This window comes from Grimontia sp. NTOU-MAR1, from assembly GCF_035758505.1.
Taxonomy (GTDB): domain Bacteria; phylum Pseudomonadota; class Gammaproteobacteria; order Enterobacterales; family Vibrionaceae; genus Enterovibrio; species Enterovibrio marinus.
This window is the reverse complement of the sequence record NZ_CP142109.1, coordinates 540503-558026: the sequence shown is the minus strand read 5'-3', so window position 1 is coordinate 558026 and position 17524 is coordinate 540503. Positions and strand designations below refer to the sequence as shown.

Sequence of the window (17524 nt, the reverse complement as noted above, 5' to 3'; positions counted from 1 at the left end):
AAATCCCATGTACAAACCTATGCTTGTCGGCGTCATGCTAGCGTTTCCAACGCTGGCTATCGCCGCAGACAACACTGTCAACACTGCTGTTGGTGAAGTTTTTGTCGATCCAAACGGACGCACACTTTATACCTTCAGTAAAGATACTACCGGTAAGTCAGTCTGCAACGGTGGCTGCGCAGCTAAATGGCCGCCACTTTCTGTTAATCCGGCGACAAACACACTCTATGGCAGTCAGCCGGGGTTTAGCATCATCAACCGTGATGATGGCAGCGAACAATGGGCGTATCGGGGCGCACCGCTTTATCGCTGGTTTAAAGACATTAAGGCTGGCGATATCGAAGGGGCGGGTATCGCAGGCGTTTGGCCACTAGCGCGTGCCGATGATGTGACAGTCCGGCTATATAACGATGATAAACGCCGCTATCTGGTGGATAGCGACAATTTTACCCTCTATACGTTTGATAAAGATGAAAAGGGTATCTCCAATTGCTATGGGGACTGCGCCGCTTATTGGCCACCTGCTTTGGTGAACACACAGAACATGGCATCCCTGAAATTGTCCGGTGATTTTGGAGTAACAAAGCGCAAGGATGGGAACGTTCAGTGGACATACAAAGGTATGCCGCTTTACCGATGGATTAAAGATACTGCGCCAGGCCAAACGACAGGAGACGGCGTGAAGGACATCTGGCACATGGTGCCGCTATGAGGTGATTTTTGAGACTCGATACCAAGGAAGTCGGCGAGTTACTCTCCCGCATTGCCCTAAAAGACAGGAGCGCTTTTGAAGCGCTCTATTCGCTCACAGGCTCGCGCTTGTATCATTTACTGGTTTCTATCGTCAAAGACGAAGGGCTGGCAGCTGATTTGTTGCAGGAGGGTTTTCTGAAGCTCTGGTTCAGGCAGCACAACTACCCCATAGACTATCCTTGGGCCTGGCTTTGCCAGAGTATGCGAAACCTCGCCATTGATGAGCTAAGAAAGGCGCGATATTCAAAGGAAGAATCGGTCTCTGACCCCATATCAGAGGCCGAGAGAGGTTTGGAGATGCTTGAAAACAACGCACACCCAGAGCATCAGAAACTGAGTTATTGCCTGCAAGCCCTCACACCTGAAAAGCGCTGTGTCATCGTCCTTGCGTACGAACACGGCCTGAGCCACGAAGAGATTGTCGAACACGTGAACTCACCACTGGGAACAGTAAAATCATGGATTCGACGCGGACTGATGGAGCTTAAACGATGCCTGCATTAAACGTTGCCAAGCGCTACCAATCCGCAGAACTGCGCGACAAGCTTGCCGCAGAGTATGTCATTGGAACGCTCACACCAAGAGTTCAGCGCCGCCTTGAGTCACTGATGAACCAAGACCCGAGTTGGTGGGAGTACATCGAACATTGGCAGCAGCACTTCGCTGCGTTCACACCTTCTATCGATGCGAATGTTGAGTGGGAATATACCAAACCACCGGAACGGGTTTGGCATAATATTGTTACTGCTGTTGACCCGCAAAGCGAGGGTTCGAAGGTCGAAGCTAAAGCACCTTGGTGGAAAGCCATCACCATGCCCTTGTCACTGGCTTTCTCGCTGGTTATTGGTGTACTGATAAGTCCGAATATCATGCCACCGGAGGCACCAAAGAAAGGGCCTATTATTGTTCAACCTGCAAACTATTTTGCTTTAATGTCTTCCGAACAAGAGCACAACCTTTTTGCTATCGTCGCATATTTAGGGTTAGGAGGGGCCAAGTCAACACTGCGCCTTCAGCGCAACCTGCGTGAATCCGAGTTACCGCCTGAAACCGCCACTGTTTGGATGCGTGATAAAGCAACAGGAAATATCATCCGAATAGACACGCTGAGGAACATCAATGACACACGTTTTCTATCTCCAGCAGAATGGCAACAGTTGAAAAATAGCTCAGAGCTGATCGTCACCATTGGCGAAACACCCCGCAGTCAGGTGCTTTATCGCGGTCGATGCGTAGAATTGAGTAACTGGAACGCCATTTGACAAGCCAACAAATTGGTTACCTAAGCGTCGGTTTTAAACTAAAGAGGCCAGCAATAAGCTGGCCTCATGACGTATTCATTTGAGTTAAAGCTTACGACCGAGCCGCTTTTCTATTTGTTTCTTTTCCCACTCAGGGCCAAAGAAATTCAGGACTTCAAAAGAGTTGAGTGCATGAACCGTGATACCTATCCCCCAACCCATCGCTGGCCACCATGCCCAAATGTAATCTGGACTGGTCAGGAAATTAATCACAAACAGTAGCCCAATCACCAACACATAAGTCATCAGATGGGAATAGAACCCTTTAATTTCCCTTATCTGGTTTATCACACGCTCTTCTTCAGAAGTGTATTTCACTTCTTCTCTCATATCGGGCTCCGGTTCTTTTTGAAGGTCAGAAACTTGGATTTCAAAGACAGCCGCCAGAGACTTCAACGATTCCAAACCCGGTTTGTCGCCACGTTCAATTCTCTGAATAGTGCGGACACTCAGGCCACTCATTTCAGAAAGTTGCTCTTGCGACCAGCCACGCTGTAATCGTAATTTCCTGACAATCATCTTGTTTTTCCTTTTTGCTGTGGACACTTCAGAAGTTACCCAATTTTCCCTGTTGTCAGGAACGTCACGCACCCGACACACACATGACACTACTTTAAAAACAAAAGGTTAGCGTGATTCTGTTATTTATCAAATCCAGACGTCTTCTATGCGACAAACACCCGCTAGAATGATAATAAGACGAAAAAAACACACTCCCGTCAGTTTCAATCACCGACACCCACGCTTCACCAAACGGTTTGGCTACATTTTCGATACCTTCAGAGGTCTAAAATATAAACCAATCTGCGCCGAAAGCAGGGCTTCTGAAATGAGGACAGGGGCATACAAGTAGCAAGGGCAAGCCATTGGCTTGCCCTTTATCAAGGTGTTCGCAGTGATCTATGAGATAAGCGAAGGCACTTTGGTTTGGAAGATGGTTTCCATCGGTACTCTTACGTTGATGGAATAGCCAAGATGATCGATTTCCATCGCGATGGGCCTTTCCCCTTCACCATGAAGGAGAATACCAGTCATACCTGTTAAGTGACCACTGACGACACCAACCGTCACGCCATCCACATCATTATTGGAGATAGATGTCGCATCTTCGTAGTAGTAGAGAATCGTTTTGATCTTAACAATATGCGATTCAGGAATCGTCGCCACGTATTTGCCATGGCGCACCAAATGCGAAAAGCCCGGTGCCTGCTTCACTTTCTGCAGACCTGCCTGTGTCGTGCGCACGAACAGGTGGCATTTAAACAATGGCTCGTAAGCGATTCTTCGCTTATTACCAACTGTTTCCCAGAACCTGCGCTCAGGTAAATAGGCTTCATACCCTTGTGAAAGCAGATAATCGCGGAGAAGGTTTTCCTCGTTGAAATGGGTATAAACTGCATACCATCTATAGTAATGCAATTCGAATCTCTCCAGTAAAAAATACAAGCCACGCCGATAAACATTCAGACGTGAAAAACAATCGACTCAAGTACATTTGAAGCGGTAATCGCGATGAAATGGAAATTGATTATTAGAATGGTAGCCAACGCGAAACCTTGGGTTACCAACAAAACCCAACGCTTAGAAAAGCACACCGAAAACATATAGAGTTGATACTCGAATGATATCGTTTTAATAGGCTGCAAGGAAGCAAGAATGGACGGTAGCGTGAAGTGACTTCTAGTTACAGAAACGCATTATGGTATGGCTCACACATCGGTGAGAAACCGCTAAAGTTGCACCCAAGCTTTATGGCTCAGCGCTATAACCACTTCTGCTCCAAGTAAGGTTTCTTCCTTAGGCTATCGAGTCGACTTTGAAGGCTTCCTGCATGAATTTCCAGCTTGTGACCATCTGGGTCCAGGAGGTAAAGCGAATTTCCTTCACTACGGTTCTCTTTCCACTCATTCACACCTTTCTCACGCACGGACATAGCGAACGAAATAAAGTCTTTATCTTCAATATCTAACGCAATATGTGAGTAATCACTTTTATCACAGGGCTCATCAATAGAGAGGCAAAGCCAAAGAGATCCCAAAGAAAGGTAAGCACCACCATCCCATCTGACATGACCTTGAAAACCCAGAATATCAAGATAGAAAGCAAGTGAGCGTTCTAAATCAGACACCGCAAGCGTAATGTGGTTGAGTCCCTTTAACATGACTCAATCTACCAATTTTTTAGTGAGGAAGTGGAGCTGATGTTCGTCACCCGGAAAAGCATCCAGTGTCATTTGATTACGGTAACCCAATGACTCGTAAAATGGTCTTGCCTGAAAACTGAAGGTATCGACCATGGCAGATTTACACCCTTTGCCGACTGCTTCCGCTTCCATCTTCTGCATCAGGGTTTTGCCGATACCCTCCCCTTTCAGCGCAGGATCAATCCAGAGGAACAGGATGTGCATCCAGTTACCCCAGAAGCGCGAGACAATACCACCACGCCTTTGGCCGCTTTCATCAACAACAAAGACCGCCATTTGCATTTCATTCAGATGCTCGACGAAAGGGTCATTGAACGCCCGAAGCCCGCCACGCACGTCCATGATGTCCTGCTCTGTTGGGTTGGCAACAACATGATATTCCATCACTTCTCCCTGAGCTCAATTCAGTGCTAGCTGATTGGTTGTGAATCTTCCTTTATCGCATTTTTCAGCTTTTTGATGCGGGATTCTTTGTAGCCAAAGATACCGAACATCGCGATAGTAACAGCAATACAGGTATAAAGCTGAAGCTGGGAGTAGATAGTAAAGTTGGTCGCCAGAAAATACAGCATCAAAGCCATTAGTACGATTTGGATAACCCAGCGGGGCTTGTCATTAAAATCAAAAGTCTTGCTGTCTTCTTCGTAACGCACATGCACGCGCCCCACCAAAAAACCAAGATTGATTAGCAATCCATCGTTATCAGTCGCTGATTTAAAGTCGATGTGGTTCAGCGCCAGGTATTTTTCCAGACCTTTCAGATCCATTCAGAGATTCTCCCAAAAACATCTTGTCGAAAGCACACGCTTTCCATTTGTCCGATAATATCAGAAGAGGAGCGCGAGTCTGAATGCCGTGCGTCAGCCTCACCCAATTTGTTGTTACGAAGTGTGAGTCAAAATGAGAAAAGGCCACCTTTGCAGGTGGCCTTTGATTACGAGGTAAAGAGGTAAAAGCGAATAAACCAAAAAGCGATGTTTATTTTATTCACGTTTCTGTGATTGTTTGGTTTCCCAGTCAGCCGTGGAGACCCGCTTTTCGCATAATAAAGTCGTCAACACCAGTCGGGATAATCAAACCTACAACAGCTTCCATACACTCCTCATGTCGACCTTGGATGACTTCATCATATGCCAGAAATGAAAGGTAATTTGTGAATCTCGCCGAGAATTCAGCTTGCCAGTTCACTTTCCTTACTCTTTGAATATGTGGATATTATTGGGCTTTGCTTGACGACCAATCAGGCACAAAAAAGGCAGCGTCATACGCTTAATGCCGATCAGTTAAGCAATAAATGATCGGTTGAACGATCCTTATAGGCTGTCAAAATCCGAGTGTTTCTCTGCACTCGGATTTCTTTATGTTCTTAAGGCAAGCGCTCGACCGAATACACCAATTCTCTGCTGACCAACTCAATGGGCTATCAGATCTCCTTTGCCCCACACTGATTAATCAATGTCTTGAAGACACGGGCGTCGCCACGATTCGTAAGCGTCGACTCCCCATGGAACTGATGGTGTGGAGCGTGGTGGGAATGTCTCTTTATCGGCATCTATCGATGAGCAAGGTGGTCTCTCAGCTCGATATATTACTTCCGGGTAAGAAGCCTTTTGTTGCGCCGAGCGCGGTGATTCATGCCCGTAAGAAACTAGGACATGAACCCGTAGAAGCAGTGTTCAACCAAACTCAGCAATTGTGGCATGAGAAAACCCCGCATCCCGATTGGTACGGACTCACTTTGCATGCCGTCGATGGTGTGGTTTGGCGAACACCTGATACGACTGACAATGATAAGGCGTTTAGTCGAACAGGTAATAAAACAACGACGTCAGACTATCCTCAAGTTCGCATGGTCTGCCACATGGAATTGACGAGCCATCTGCTCAACAGTGCCGCCTTTGACTCCGTCTCGGTCAGTGAGATTGACCTCACCGCTCAGCTTATCGACAAAGCCCAAGACAATAGCCTTACCCTGTTTGACAAAGGCTTCTATGCATTGGGACTTCTCCATCGTTGGCAAAGCCAAGGAGAGGAAAGACACTGGCTAATTCCCCTGCGTAAAGGGGCGCAATATAAGACGTTAAGAAAACTGGGACGCGGTCAGGAGCTGGTTGAACTCTCCCTGACTGCCCAAGCGAAAAAGAAGTGGGTAGATGCGCCGGATACACTGGAAGCCAGACTCATTACCACCAAGATAAAAGGGAAAGAAGTCAAACTGCTGACTTCCATGACCGATCCTAAGCGTTATATAGGTGCAGATATCGCAGAGCTCTACAGTCATCGCTGGGAAATCGAATTAGGCTACCGAGAGATGAAACAGTACATGCTTCAAAATAGCCTGACGCTAAGAAGTAAAACGCCGGCGTTAGTGAAACAGGAGCTTTGGGGAATGCTGCTCGCCTATAACCTGTTGCGTTTTATGATGTGCCAGATGGCGTATTCCTTGAATACGGTGATGCCATACCAAATAGGCTTTAAGCAGGCATCGATATTTTTGGTGAGTCAGTTGCAGATGCTTCCGGCTGTCGCGCCGGGCAGATACCCAGAAGTACTCAGATATATCCTCGATATGGCAGAGAGCTTTGTGCTTCCAGAGAGGCGGGAGAGGACATATCCCAGAGCAGTAAAGAAAAGGCCCAGTCGCTATGCGACTAGGCCTTCTAGAAAGCGTCATTCAGCTTAATTCACATGCATTAAGCGTATACGCTGCCTTTTAACATTCTATTTGGGGAGGAAGATACGATATATCGCGCCTTCTTCATCTCTCAGGCTGAGCGCCCGTTTGCCCGATATACGGTGGTTGGAAGCGTCTTCAAAGCTCCAATGGGTCGCTTTGGCACCGTCGCGTAATGCGATGCTAACCCCTAGGGCTTTGAGCTCTTCCAGACTGTCTGATTCTCTGACGATATCGCCGCTAAGTACATTCACCAGCTTCATACTGCATACCTCTCGTCGTTCAGGTTTTTCCGTAAACCCAATTCCGAGGCTAGCAGGCAAATGTGACGAATAATTGAATCAAAATTAGGACATCACATAACTTCGATGTACCACTAAGTTATTCCGTAAGTGCGAATACATGACAAGGAATTCTTCGATTCACCGTAAATTTCCAGTCACATCCACGTAAGACTTTTACAGCCTGTCATGCAATCGATCAAGCCGTCTTCTCGGAGATTTCTGTCGAAATGGACGTTTTGGACTCGCTATTTTTGAAGCAGGCAGTCATATCACGCAGGTGCATATCTCTGGATCTTTTCAGGACCGAAAATATCCTAAGTGCGTCATTTTCCGAACTTTGTGTCACGCTATCTTTATTTTTATGCAATAAATTTATAACAAATCACTCGTAACGTTCGGTGCGAAGTCCCACTGTACCGGTCTTGCGAGCAGGTGTAGTGGGAGACTACACCAGAACCTAAGCTATCTAGATTTGCTTGGTTTTTTAGGCTATCTACCCAAACAACAAATAAAACGGAAACAGGACAAAAGGGAAATAAGATGAACAGCATGAAACTGACTATCATGGCTGCCAGCACCCTTCTGCTGGCTCAAACTGCCAACGCTGAAACACTCCGCTTACTCACTTGGGGTGGTTATGCACCACAGGAAGTCATTGACCAATTCCAGAAAGAAACCGGTATTGACGTTAAAGTCACCAAGTCCAACAACGAGGACATGATTTCAAAACTCCGCGCTACCCGAGGCGCAGGCTTTGATCTCGTCCAACCCAGTCAGGATCGCATCACAGGTGCGCAGCGCGACTTCAATATTTACCAACCAATCGATCTGTCAAAAATTGACACCAGTCTGCTAATCCCTTCCATGCTGGAAGCGACCAAAAACAATACCGGACTGGAAGGCGCGGTATATGGCGTTCCTCACATCTGGGGCACCAGCGGTCTGGTTGTCGATACCAAGAGTGCTTCGGGCATCAAAGATTATACGGACCTCTGTAATAATGCCTACAAGGGTAAGGTTTCCTACCGCCTGAAACGCCCAACCCTTATCGGCTTTGCATTCGCAATGGGTGAAGACCCATTTGCTGCCTACAGCGATCCTGCCAAGTATCAGGCGATTCTCGATAAAGTGCAGGCAAAACTGATCGAGTGCAAACCGAACGTGAAAGCCTATTGGTCAGGTGGTGATGAGCTGCTGAACCTTGTCAGATCCGGAGAAGTTGTGGGCGCGATGGCCTGGGATGCGGGCGGCTGGAAGGTGAACCGCGACAATGCCGACATCACATTTGTGGCGCCTGAATCAGGTGCACTGGGTTGGATTGATACCTTCGCGATTCCTAGAAAGTCAAAAGCTGTCGATGCTGCTTACAAATGGATTAACTTCGTTAATCAGCCGGAAATTGCCGCCAAAATCACCGAATCTGCAGGTAATTTCACTGCTTCTAAAGGTGCCGACAATTTCGTAAATGATACGGCGAAAGCCCAGTTCCAGGCGAGCTTCCCTCAGGCTGATATCGACAATATCAAATGGTATCCAACCGTTCCTGCTGGTCTGGAAGAAATGGAAGGTCTGGTGCTGGATCGCGTGAAAGCAGCGAACTGATCGCCAGACTGTACCTAGACGGTCTGCATCATGCAGGCCGTTTCTCTTCATTTTCAATTTCACAGGCGCTGTTTATATGTCAGAAAACCCGATTCCCGATCTGGAATGCCACTCCCTCAAAAAGTCCTTTGGCAGCTTCACGGCAGTGGATAACATTGATGTCACCGTACCCAAAGGCAGTTTCTTTTCTATCCTTGGCCCATCTGGCTGCGGAAAAACCACCCTGCTGAGAATGCTGGCCGGTTTTGAGCAGCCGACGTCGGGTGACATCATCATCAAGGGTAGCCGTGTTAACGACATTGCTCCCAACCGTCGTCCAGTGAACATGGTGTTCCAGCATCTGGCGCTGTTTCCCACCATGACGGTAGCTGAAAACATTGGTTATGGTCTTCGCCGCCGAAAAACACCGAAGAATGAAATAGACCGCAAGGTTGATGAAGTGCTCGCCAGAGTCGGGCTTTCTGGCAGTGGGCCCAAGCAAATATCCCAATTATCCGGCGGACAAAAACAACGTATCGCCATTGCGCGCTGTCTGGTACTCAACCCAGACGTACTGTTGCTTGATGAGCCTTTAGGCGCTCTGGATCTCAAACTCCGTGAGCAGATGAAAGTGGAGCTCAAACACCTTCAGCAGGAATTCGGCACCACCTTTGTGTATATCACACACGACCAGTCGGAAGCACTGGTGATGTCCGACCAGGTCGCCGTGATGAATAACGGTCGCTTCGAACAACTCGGTTCGCCACAGGATCTTTATTACTCCCCAGCCACCGCCTTTGTCGCCAAGTTTGTGGGTGAAAACAATCACCGCTCAGGCACGGTTGCAGACGTTAACGGGCAGACTGTCACCATCACGGGCCAATATGGTGAACGCTTGATGGCCAACACCAACCAAACGATGAAGGTGGGCGATAAAATAGACGTCTTCGTCCGCCCGGAAGCCATCAGCATCGCGCTGCCCGATCAAAAACCACCACAGGCGGAGAACGGGTTTGGTGTGCAGGTAAAAGAAATCCTGTTTGACGGCTCACGCAGCCAATTGGTGGTAGAAAGTGCCTCAAACCAAAATCTTTTTTCGGTGCAGTTGCCACAAACAGAAAGCTTTCGCACTATCCGCCCCGGCGATCCGCTGTTCATTCACTGGCAAGCAGCCGTTTCACGCTGTCTGCCCGTCCAGAGTTAGGAGGGCGCATGATAGAACGTGGAAACCGCCTGGCTCTCTACCTGCTGCTGACGCCATTCTTACTTTGGCTGACACTGCTAATCATTTTGCCTCACGTGCAGATGTTCAATATCTCGATTCACGATCGTGTAGTAGGTGGCGGAAAAATCCTGAGCATGGATAACTACGCTACCTTCTTTACCGAACCTTTGTATTGGCGAACCTTTGCCCGCACCGCCATCATGTCGCTGTTGGCCACCGCACTGACACTGCTGATTGCCTTTCCTGTGGCATTTTACATCGCCAAAGTGTGTCAGGGTAAAACCAAAAGCCTACTGTTTGTTGCCTGCCTCCTACCTTTCTGGGTGAGTGAACTGGTGCGTTCCTATGGTTGGATGATCCTGCTTCGCGAGTCTGGTCTTGTCAGCGGTTTGCTTCAATATCTCGGGCTTGCAGACCAGCCAGTCGAGCTCCTTTACAATGACGCCACCATCATGCTGGGCTTGGTTTATACTTCCATGCTCTTTATGGTAGTGCCGCTTATTACCACGCTCGACAGCCTGGATAACAGTCTGATAGAAGCGGCTTATGACCTTGGCGGCAGCAGTTGGGATGTGCTGCGCGAAGTGGTGATCCCCCATGCGATGAGCGGCATTGTCGCGGGCTGCATTGTGGTCTTTATGCTGACGCTGGGTAACTACCTGACACCAACGCTTCTTGGCGGCAAAGACAGCCTGTGGTTTACCGAACAGATCTTCACCCAGTTCATCACCCGGTTTAACTGGGAGCAGGGTTCAGCGTTCGGCATTTTGCTGCTCGCACTCTCTTCAATGATGGTGTGGGGCGGGCTAAAAATAACCCGTCAGTCTTTCGTGAAAACCATGGGGTGAACCATGATTCCTTCATTGCCCACCAACCGGCCATTCTCACGCATTTATCAGGGATATATTGCTCTATTTTTTGTGTTCCTGATGTTGCCCCTTGTTGTTGTCGCCGTGTTTGCATTTAACGATAGTCTGTTTCCATCACTGCCTTGGAACGGCTTTACCCTTTCCTGGTTTTTTGGCGACAGCGAGCCAAAGGTAGGCATATTCAACGACAGGGAACTGACCGACGGTATTGGCGTCAGTTTGTTTGTCGCTATTGCCGTGACAGTCTGTTCACTTTTTCTGGCTACCACCAACGCCTTTCTGTTTGAGCGCTTTGACTTTCGCTTTAAAGGGTTTTGCTATGTGTTGCTGTTGTTACCGCTGGTGATCCCTGGCGTGATTTTAGGGGTATCGATCCTTTTGATGAGTAGCACCATCGCCAATGGCATCGAAGACAGTATTGGGTGGGATATTGAGTGGATGCGGCCAGGGTTAGTCTTGGTCGTGTTAGGCCAATTTGCGTTCATCACCACCATCTGTACTTTGGTGATTGCAGCGAGATTACGGAAATTCGATATCAGCCTGGAAGAGGCCGCTTTGAATTTGGGCGCCACCAAAATGGAAGCGGTGGTCACTATCACCCTGCCATTTTTAAAGCCCGCATTGATTGGGGCGGCGATCATTGCCTTTTTGATGTCCTTTGAAAACTTCAACACCACACTGATGTTAGTCGGCTCGGATGCACCGCTAACCATTGCCATGTTCGACCGCCTACGCGAAGGCTCGACGCCTGTCATCAATGCAGTGTCATTGCTTTTGATGGTCGCTTCGGGTCTTTTGGCACTCGCCAGCATCTGGTTTTCATCGAAGTCAGCAAAAACTGAATAGCTGGAGCAACAAGGTTTTGAAAACAAAAACAGCAGCTGTATATGGCTGCTGTTTTCAGTTTTGTGTGGCAACTAGGTGCGTCCGTAAACTCTCACACCCGCCGATGAGTTTTTCGACTCACCGAAAACTTCCAGCTTCTTCACACAACGTTTGTACGGCAGTTCGCGCCAGTCCGTGGTGTCATCTTCTTTGATATTTCGGTAAAAACGGAACGTTTTGGTGTCGCCGTTTTTAAATGTTGCCACCACCTTTCGCAAATACATGTCGCGGTCAGCTTTTACCTGAATAGCATCGACACGGCGACAAACCAGCAATGGAATGGGTGCACCGTAATCAGTGTTTTCAAACACAATCGTGCGACCCAGCGTGATGTCGTCGTCTGCATGCACTGTTGCACTCGCACCCAATAAGCCCAAAGACAGACAAACCACAGAAAACCAGGATTTCATTTTCATCTTTCAATCTCTCAATATCGGCCCGTCGCCGAAGGACGCGGAGTGTAGCGCCCAACGGGAGATGAAAAGACAGGGGAGTGTTAATTTTTCAACAGTGAGAGTGTGGCTAACAGGATTGACGCAACGCCCGTACTTTTCGCTCCAGCAGTTTCCGGGAAGCGTCGTTTGGGGCCGTCTCAATCGCTTGCAGGTATGCCTCATTAGCGCCGTTGAACTCGCCAAGCTTCTCCAGCACATGGGCGCGAGCCGCGTACCAAGGTTGATAGCTTTTGAGCTTGGGTTTCAGCTCATCCATTTTTTGTAAGGCGAGTTCAGGTTGACCGGTTTCAGCCATGGCCACAGACCAGTTCAGCGCGACAACAGGGGTGGGTTCAAAGTGCCAAAGCGCTCTGTAGAGAAAGGCTATCTGCAGCCAGTCTGGTTTAGGTCGCATCATGTGACAGTCTGTGATGGCGGCTTTGATTTGAAAAGGGCCAGATTGCCCACGCTCGATGGCGTTTTCAAGGATACTTCTCGCCTCTGTCACTGCATCACTTAACCAAAGCGTTTCGTTTTGCTCTTCGACTGGCACCAAAGCCCCCTCGGCATCGATTCTTGCAATCCGCCGGGCATCGGTAAGTAGCATCAAGGCAAGCGCACCCTCGATTTCCGGATCGTTCGGACAAAGGTTGTGCAAAATACGCATCAGAAAAATGCCTTCTTCACATAGGTATCTCGGCCCCTTGTCTTCTGTGACATAGCCAGTGGTGAAAATCAGGTATATCGTGGACAGCACTGTGTCCAGCCTGTCCGTCCATATCCCTTTTTCGGGAACAGAAAAGCTGATGCCTTTGGATCGAATCTTCGCTTTGGCTCGGGACAAGCGCTGTCCCATTGTCTGCTCGTTATCGAGGAAGGCTGCTGCAATCTCTCGGGTCGTTAAATGGCAAACAGTACGCAGCGTCAACGCAACGCGGGACTTTTCCTCAAGCGCAGGATGGCAACAGGTGAAAATCAATCGCAGGCGTTCGTCAGGGAAGACTTCCGCAACATCTAAACCCGCTTGTTCTTGTGAGTCTTGGGCGACTAAATCGAGATCGTTTTTTCTCTGAGCTTCGCGTTGGGAGGAACGGATTTGATCTATCCCTTTGTTCAGCCCCACTTTCATCAGCCACGCAACCGGATCGCGCGGAATGCCTTCTTGGCTCCAATGCTTGAGAGCAGACATTGACGCTTCCTGCAGCGCATCTTCGCCCAATTGGAAATCACCGAGTCTGGCAATCAACCCAGACAAAATCCGCCCCCGATCGCGGCGTAATACCTCATCAATGAGATGACCTACCGCGATAGCTTTGGGGGCGGCGTTCTTCATCTGTCAGCTCTCTTGATCAAAGACCAACAAAGGCCGCACCTCAATGGTGCCAAAGTGGGCGACAGGTATCATCTCGGCATATTTCAAGGCTGCATCCAGATCCGCAACGTCCAGCACGTAATAGCCGCCTAAGTGCTCACGGGTTTCCGCAAAAGGACCATCCATAATTTCCACCTTGCCGGACTTTATCCGTAAAGACGTCGCTGTTTCGATATCTTGCAGCCCTTCACCACCCACCAGCACCCCATCTTTCTCATAGGCTTCACTGGTTGCGGCAAATGCGGCCATCATTTCATCGAATTCCGGCGTCCCGTATTGAGGCTCTTTATCCGGTGCAGCGTACAGAAGTAGCATGTATTTCATTTCCAAATTCCTTCTTTAATGATGGTTCTCGCTACAAGGACGATCCCAATCCGCAATTTTCGACATCTATGGGGAAAAAATTTTGTCTCCTGCTGCTCAAAAGATTCGCTTAACTTCGGCATACTCACCGCTAGTGCGTAATATCACCATCACAGTATGGTCATTGCGATTACGGAAAAACCAGCCATGGTTGCCCGTGAATGCAGCCGTTAACACACCTTGATCTTCGATCGCCCCGCGACCCTTTTCATAGCTGACCGCATGACCATTTCCATCGCCATGTGCGTCAAAATTCACAGCTCCACCTTTGGCTTTCCATTCAAATATCGCTTGCTCTCCCTTATTCATCATCAGCTTCACTTCCGCCCCTTGTCCGGGTTTAAGTGCCAACAGCACCCGATCTTTCCAGACGGGTTTTTCGCCCTGAAACTCGGTGATAGCAGGTGTTTCTACTTCCTTGATATCTGACGTGACAATTAAGCTATTGGTGGCTTTATCTGCTGCTGCCTCTTGGGCTAACTGCGTTTTGATATCACCCATCTCTTTAAGCCCTAACACCCGGCCAATACCCGTTGGGTCAATGCCATACTCCGCAGGCAAAATCACTGTCACCAGCAAGAAGATCGCGATGACAAGCGCAATCAGCGTTGAGCGGATAAGCTGTTTCGACGTGGGTAATTCTGCGCGGGTGGGCATATCGGAGTTATACATGTTGAGTTCCTTCTCTTAATGCTGCGCCACAACGTAGCCCGTTAACTGATATCCGATCAGCATAAAACCCAGGCTCATCATCACAACATTGGCGGAGTATGCATGGCGATAGAAGTGGGTATGCCGACGCCAGAACCCCATCAGAATCAATATCGCGCCCAAAGCCAAGAGTTGACCAAGTTCAACGCCGATGTTGAAAGCTAATAGGTTGGGAACCAGTCCATCAGGTGAGATATCGTAATCAATGATTTTGGATGACAAACCAAAGCCGTGACAGAAGCCGAATAGCAAGGTGGCAAGTTTGGTATTCGGCTGGACGCCAAACCAGCGCTGAAAAGCACCGAGGTTATCCATGGCTTTGTACACCACAGACAAGCCAATAATGGCGTCAATGATGTAGCTGTTGATACCAATGTTGAAATAGACGCCCAGCAGCATTGTGGTTGAATGCCCCAAGGCAAACAGGCTGACATAAAGCGCTATGTGCTTTGGTCTGTAGAGAAAGAAGATAACGCCTAACAGGAAGAGGATGTGGTCGTAACCTGTCACCATATGCTTTGCACCAAGGTACATAAAAGCGATGACATGTGTGCCTGTGATTTCCTGAATGTAACCTTTGTCGCCTTCCGCGACGGCGTGCGCAAACGCCTCTGAGCTGCTGATAGCAACCAAAAACAGCAAAACTGTGCTGAGCATGGTTGAGAGCGTTTTTCTTCGCATAGTCCTTCCGCAATTGTTCTACAGGAAAAAGCAACACGTCCTTTGCTGCCTCAACGGGATGTTATTTAAACCGAAAAGCTTAGCGTCTTCATTTACCAAATGGTCAAGAAAACAACAAAACAGTGAGATCGTCGTCATTACAGTTTTTGCGCTCTCAACAGTATTGAGGAAAACTTGACCACACTCTCTATTCTTTCAACGGGCTGGCTTCTTCCAGACAAGATAGAGCACAAACAAACCGCCCAAGGCCGCAGTGACAATGCCGACTGGCAGTTCCTGTGGTGCCAGAATGGTGCGGCTGACAAGATCGCCAAGGGTTAAGATCACCGCCCCCCACAACGCAATGAGAGGCAGCGCACGCTTGTGGGTCATCCCCGAAAATGGGCGCACCAGATGAGGCACCATCAATCCCACAAACCCAACCACGCCGGTGAGTGCAACAATCGAAGCCGTACAAAAAGCGCAACACAGGAATACTTCACTTTGCAGCCTGTGAACATTGATACCCAGCGAGTGGGATGTTTGCTCGCTGACAAGCAAAGTATCCAACTCCCGGTATCGCATCAGAATCAGAACCACCAAGCAGAGCAAGCCCGCAGCAGCAAAAATCAGATTATCCCAACGGGCTAAACCCAGTCCGCCCATCGTCCAAAACAAAATTGAGCTCGCAGCACGTTGGTCACCCGAGTAGATAAGAAAGCTGGTCACAGCACCAAACAAAAAGGAGATGGCCAACCCACACAGAACAATGTTGTTGTCACCTTGCTTTTTCTGGAGGGAAAAGAGCATCAGTACCGCAGCGGCTGAGACAATTCCCCCCGCAAATGCAGCAATAGGCAGAGACCATATCCCAAGCGCATCACCGATCTTGGTAATCACCAATACCGCGCCGGCCGACGCGCCAGACGATAAGCCAAATAGGAAAGGATCCGCCAAATCATTGCGTGTGGTAGTTTGAAGCAAAGCACCCACCAAGGCTAAACCAGCGCCTGCAATCAGTGCGAGTATGGCTCTGGGTAACCTCAAATCCATCAGGATACGGCTTGTTATGCTAGCATCGTCTTCGTTGAACGAGATCAAGCCTTCAAGCACTTGTCCCAAGGAAAGCGGTACAGTTCCAAACTGCAAACTCAGCACAAAAGCAATCAGCATGGCACTGATTCCCAGTAGCCATGCTGCGCGATATTTGTTGATTCCTGCAATCAATCTAGGTGCTTTCTAGGTTATTGCGGATAGAAAGCCTTAGCGAGCTTTTCAATTGCCTGAATATTGGCGGGTCCCGGCGTCAACTGCTCATAACGCAGCTTCACATAGCGACCATCTTTCACCGCATTGGTATGTTTCATCAAAGGGTGTTGTTCAAGGAAGGTTTTCAATGAATCTGCGCCACTGGCGGTTTGATAATCTAAAAGGATAATCACATCAGGGTTTTCTGTCGCGACATGTTCCCATGACGTTCTGGCCCAGCTGGTTTCCATGCCATCAGTGACATTTTCCCCACCCGCCGCTTTGATCATTGCGCTAGGCATCGCGAATTTACCCGCGGTGAATGGCTTGTCTTCACCGGAATCAAACAGGAAGACCTTAGGCGCTTTATTTTCTGCGTTGCTTTGAGAAGTGACCGTTTTCATTTTGGCTTGCCAGGCTTCCACCAAAGCTGTCGCTTCATCCTGCTTGTCAAAAATCACACCCAGCTTTTCGATGTCATCGTAGAGCAACGCCATGCTGGCGCCTTGCTCCAGCTTGTTGGTGTGAATACAGCTTTCCGAGAGTACAAGGGTGTCAATGCCATAAGGCTTGAGGGTTTCCGGAGTCACTTCGCCACCGACTTTCATCCCGTAGTTCCAGCCGGCAAAGAAGAAGTCGGTTTTAGCCGCAATCAGGGTTTCCAGCGAAGGATACTTGGGTGCCAGTTCAGGAATGTCGCCCAGTGTTTTTTCAAAAGAAGGAGACATCTTGTACCAACCTGTAATGCCTGTCACACCCACCATGCTGTCTTCCAAGCCAAGTGCAAAAGCCATCTCCGTCATGTTGATGTCGTGAAACACAGCAGCATTCGGGCGCTTTTCAATTGTCAGTGGACTCCCACAGTTATCTACCGTGACCGGATATTCCGTGCTTTTGGCATTAGCGATTGCGATGGGAAAAAGGAAGAACAGCGTCGATGCGACTGACCACTTCATTGTGC

General features: G+C 48.7%; 22 protein-coding genes. 8 read left to right on the top strand and 14 right to left on the bottom strand.

Annotation, left to right across the window (positions count from 1 at the left end; all coding sequences use genetic code 11):
- The first annotated feature begins 7 nt into the window (after positions 1-7).
- Genes VP504_RS20435 through VP504_RS20425 form a run of 3 tightly spaced genes read left to right on the top strand, consistent with a single transcriptional unit; the run spans position 8 to position 2015 of the window.
- Positions 8-712, top strand: coding sequence for a hypothetical protein (locus VP504_RS20435; protein ID WP_325895204.1), 705 nt, complete (start codon positions 8-10; stop codon positions 710-712).
- 8 nt (positions 713-720) lie between these two features.
- Entirely contained in the window at positions 721-1257 is a 537-nt protein-coding gene (locus tag VP504_RS20430) for an RNA polymerase sigma factor (protein WP_325895203.1), read from the top strand.
- Complete coding sequence (locus VP504_RS20425) at positions 1245-2015, top strand: hypothetical protein (protein WP_325895202.1); 771 nt, start codon at positions 1245-1247, stop codon at positions 2013-2015. Before VP504_RS20430 ends, VP504_RS20425 begins: the two co-directional genes overlap by 13 nt.
- 84 nt (positions 2016-2099) lie before the next feature.
- Here the strand turns inward: VP504_RS20425 and VP504_RS20420 are convergent, their stop codons facing one another.
- The 6 genes from VP504_RS20420 to VP504_RS20395 form a co-directional block, all read right to left on the bottom strand.
- Positions 2100-2573 carry a 2TM domain-containing protein gene (locus VP504_RS20420; RefSeq protein WP_325895201.1) on the bottom strand — a complete coding sequence of 158 codons (474 nt, stop codon included), beginning with the start codon at positions 2571-2573 and terminating at the stop codon, positions 2100-2102.
- A gap of 381 nt (positions 2574-2954) precedes the next feature.
- Positions 2955-3473 carry a transcription termination/antitermination NusG family protein gene (locus VP504_RS20415; protein WP_325895200.1) on the bottom strand — a complete coding sequence of 173 codons (519 nt, stop codon included), beginning with the start codon at positions 3471-3473 and terminating at the stop codon, positions 2955-2957.
- A gap of 343 nt (positions 3474-3816) precedes the next feature.
- Positions 3817-4215, bottom strand: coding sequence for a fosfomycin resistance glutathione transferase (gene fos, locus VP504_RS20410; protein ID WP_325895199.1), 399 nt, complete (start codon positions 4213-4215; stop codon positions 3817-3819).
- Positions 4216-4218: 3 nt separating this feature from the next.
- Entirely contained in the window at positions 4219-4641 is a 423-nt protein-coding gene (locus tag VP504_RS20405; protein WP_325895198.1) for a GNAT family N-acetyltransferase, read from the bottom strand.
- A gap of 26 nt (positions 4642-4667) precedes the next feature.
- Positions 4668-5024 carry a hypothetical protein gene (locus VP504_RS20400; RefSeq protein ID WP_062713105.1) on the bottom strand — a complete coding sequence of 119 codons (357 nt, stop codon included), beginning with the start codon at positions 5022-5024 and terminating at the stop codon, positions 4668-4670.
- A gap of 250 nt (positions 5025-5274) precedes the next feature.
- A complete protein-coding gene (locus VP504_RS20395) occupies positions 5275-5445 on the bottom strand; it encodes a hypothetical protein (RefSeq protein WP_325895197.1) in 171 nt (56 codons plus the stop codon).
- Between the two features lie 172 nt (positions 5446-5617).
- Here VP504_RS20395 and VP504_RS20390 point away from each other — a divergent pair, with 172 nt between their 5' ends.
- The gene (locus VP504_RS20390) at positions 5618-6940 is read left to right on the top strand and encodes an IS4 family transposase (RefSeq protein WP_325895196.1); all 1323 of its coding nucleotides are present in this window, start codon (positions 5618-5620) and stop codon (positions 6938-6940) included.
- 38 nt (positions 6941-6978) lie between these two features.
- On the opposite strand, the gene VP504_RS20385 is transcribed toward VP504_RS20390, so the two are convergent.
- Positions 6979-7194, bottom strand: a complete 216-nt coding sequence (locus VP504_RS20385) for a hypothetical protein (protein WP_062713107.1) — start codon at positions 7192-7194, stop codon at positions 6979-6981.
- Between the two features lie 561 nt (positions 7195-7755).
- Between VP504_RS20385 and VP504_RS20380 the strand changes: the two genes are divergently transcribed.
- The 4 genes from VP504_RS20380 to VP504_RS20365 all read left to right on the top strand — a co-directional run bounded on the left by VP504_RS20380 (position 7756) and on the right by VP504_RS20365 (position 11736).
- Positions 7756-8817 carry an extracellular solute-binding protein gene (locus VP504_RS20380; protein WP_325895195.1) on the top strand — a complete coding sequence of 354 codons (1062 nt, stop codon included), beginning with the start codon at positions 7756-7758 and terminating at the stop codon, positions 8815-8817.
- Positions 8818-8893: 76 nt separating this feature from the next.
- On the top strand, positions 8894-10000 hold the full coding sequence (locus VP504_RS20375) for an ABC transporter ATP-binding protein (RefSeq protein ID WP_325895194.1): 1107 nt from the start codon (positions 8894-8896) through the stop codon (positions 9998-10000).
- An 8-nt stretch (positions 10001-10008) separates the two neighbouring features.
- Complete coding sequence (locus tag VP504_RS20370; protein WP_325895193.1) at positions 10009-10869, top strand: ABC transporter permease; 861 nt, start codon at positions 10009-10011, stop codon at positions 10867-10869.
- Positions 10870-10872: 3 nt separating this feature from the next.
- Complete coding sequence (locus tag VP504_RS20365; protein ID WP_062713115.1) at positions 10873-11736, top strand: ABC transporter permease; 864 nt, start codon at positions 10873-10875, stop codon at positions 11734-11736.
- Between the two features lie 71 nt (positions 11737-11807).
- Here the strand turns inward: VP504_RS20365 and VP504_RS20360 are convergent, their stop codons facing one another.
- The 7 genes from VP504_RS20360 to VP504_RS20330 form a co-directional block, all read right to left on the bottom strand.
- Entirely contained in the window at positions 11808-12191 is a 384-nt protein-coding gene (locus VP504_RS20360; protein WP_325895192.1) for a DUF2541 family protein, read from the bottom strand.
- A 106-nt stretch (positions 12192-12297) separates the two neighbouring features.
- Complete coding sequence (locus VP504_RS20355; RefSeq protein WP_325895191.1) at positions 12298-13542, bottom strand: RNA polymerase sigma factor; 1245 nt, start codon at positions 13540-13542, stop codon at positions 12298-12300.
- Positions 13543-13545: 3 nt separating this feature from the next.
- Positions 13546-13905, bottom strand: a complete 360-nt coding sequence (locus VP504_RS20350; RefSeq protein WP_002540669.1) for a YciI family protein — start codon at positions 13903-13905, stop codon at positions 13546-13548.
- Between the two features lie 96 nt (positions 13906-14001).
- Entirely contained in the window at positions 14002-14616 is a 615-nt protein-coding gene (locus VP504_RS20345) for a hypothetical protein (protein ID WP_062713127.1), read from the bottom strand.
- Between the two features lie 15 nt (positions 14617-14631).
- On the bottom strand, positions 14632-15336 hold the full coding sequence (locus VP504_RS20340) for a HupE/UreJ family protein (protein WP_442788931.1): 705 nt from the start codon (positions 15334-15336) through the stop codon (positions 14632-14634).
- Positions 15337-15531: 195 nt separating this feature from the next.
- On the bottom strand, positions 15532-16488 hold the full coding sequence (locus VP504_RS20335) for a FecCD family ABC transporter permease (protein ID WP_325895455.1): 957 nt from the start codon (positions 16486-16488) through the stop codon (positions 15532-15534).
- Between the two features lie 71 nt (positions 16489-16559).
- A complete protein-coding gene (locus VP504_RS20330; RefSeq protein WP_325895190.1) occupies positions 16560-17519 on the bottom strand; it encodes an ABC transporter substrate-binding protein in 960 nt (319 codons plus the stop codon).
- Positions 17520-17524 lie beyond the last annotated feature (5 nt).

Excerpts from the sequence above, each read along its gene's own strand:
- VP504_RS20355 (WP_325895191.1), bottom strand. The coding sequence starts at position 13,542 with ATGAAGAACGCCGCCCCCAAAGCTATCGCGGTAGGTCATCTCATTGAT.
- VP504_RS20435 (WP_325895204.1), top strand. The coding sequence starts at position 8 with ATGTACAAACCTATGCTTGTCGGCGTCATGCTAGCGTTTCCAACGCTG.
- VP504_RS20400 (WP_062713105.1), bottom strand. The coding sequence starts at position 5,024 with ATGGATCTGAAAGGTCTGGAAAAATACCTGGCGCTGAACCACATCGAC.
- VP504_RS20335 (WP_325895455.1), bottom strand. The coding sequence starts at position 16,488 with ATGCTGATTGCTTTTGTGCTGAGTTTGCAGTTTGGAACTGTACCGCTT.
- VP504_RS20340 (WP_442788931.1), bottom strand. The coding sequence starts at position 15,336 with ATGCGAAGAAAAACGCTCTCAACCATGCTCAGCACAGTTTTGCTGTTT.
- VP504_RS20380 (WP_325895195.1), top strand. The coding sequence starts at position 7,756 with ATGAACAGCATGAAACTGACTATCATGGCTGCCAGCACCCTTCTGCTG.
- VP504_RS20370 (WP_325895193.1), top strand. The coding sequence starts at position 10,009 with ATGATAGAACGTGGAAACCGCCTGGCTCTCTACCTGCTGCTGACGCCA.
- VP504_RS20390 (WP_325895196.1), top strand. The coding sequence starts at position 5,618 with ATGTTCTTAAGGCAAGCGCTCGACCGAATACACCAATTCTCTGCTGAC.
- VP504_RS20365 (WP_062713115.1), top strand. The coding sequence starts at position 10,873 with ATGATTCCTTCATTGCCCACCAACCGGCCATTCTCACGCATTTATCAG.
- VP504_RS20360 (WP_325895192.1), bottom strand. The coding sequence starts at position 12,191 with ATGAAAATGAAATCCTGGTTTTCTGTGGTTTGTCTGTCTTTGGGCTTA.
- fos (WP_325895199.1), bottom strand. The coding sequence starts at position 4,215 with ATGTTAAAGGGACTCAACCACATTACGCTTGCGGTGTCTGATTTAGAA.
- VP504_RS20345 (WP_062713127.1), bottom strand. The coding sequence starts at position 14,616 with ATGTATAACTCCGATATGCCCACCCGCGCAGAATTACCCACGTCGAAA.
- VP504_RS20330 (WP_325895190.1), bottom strand. The coding sequence starts at position 17,519 with ATGAAGTGGTCAGTCGCATCGACGCTGTTCTTCCTTTTTCCCATCGCA.
- VP504_RS20425 (WP_325895202.1), top strand. The coding sequence starts at position 1,245 with ATGCCTGCATTAAACGTTGCCAAGCGCTACCAATCCGCAGAACTGCGC.
- VP504_RS20420 (WP_325895201.1), bottom strand. The coding sequence starts at position 2,573 with ATGATTGTCAGGAAATTACGATTACAGCGTGGCTGGTCGCAAGAGCAA.
- VP504_RS20350 (WP_002540669.1), bottom strand. The coding sequence starts at position 13,905 with ATGAAATACATGCTACTTCTGTACGCTGCACCGGATAAAGAGCCTCAA.
- VP504_RS20375 (WP_325895194.1), top strand. The coding sequence starts at position 8,894 with ATGTCAGAAAACCCGATTCCCGATCTGGAATGCCACTCCCTCAAAAAG.
- VP504_RS20405 (WP_325895198.1), bottom strand. The coding sequence starts at position 4,641 with ATGGAATATCATGTTGTTGCCAACCCAACAGAGCAGGACATCATGGAC.
- VP504_RS20385 (WP_062713107.1), bottom strand. The coding sequence starts at position 7,194 with ATGAAGCTGGTGAATGTACTTAGCGGCGATATCGTCAGAGAATCAGAC.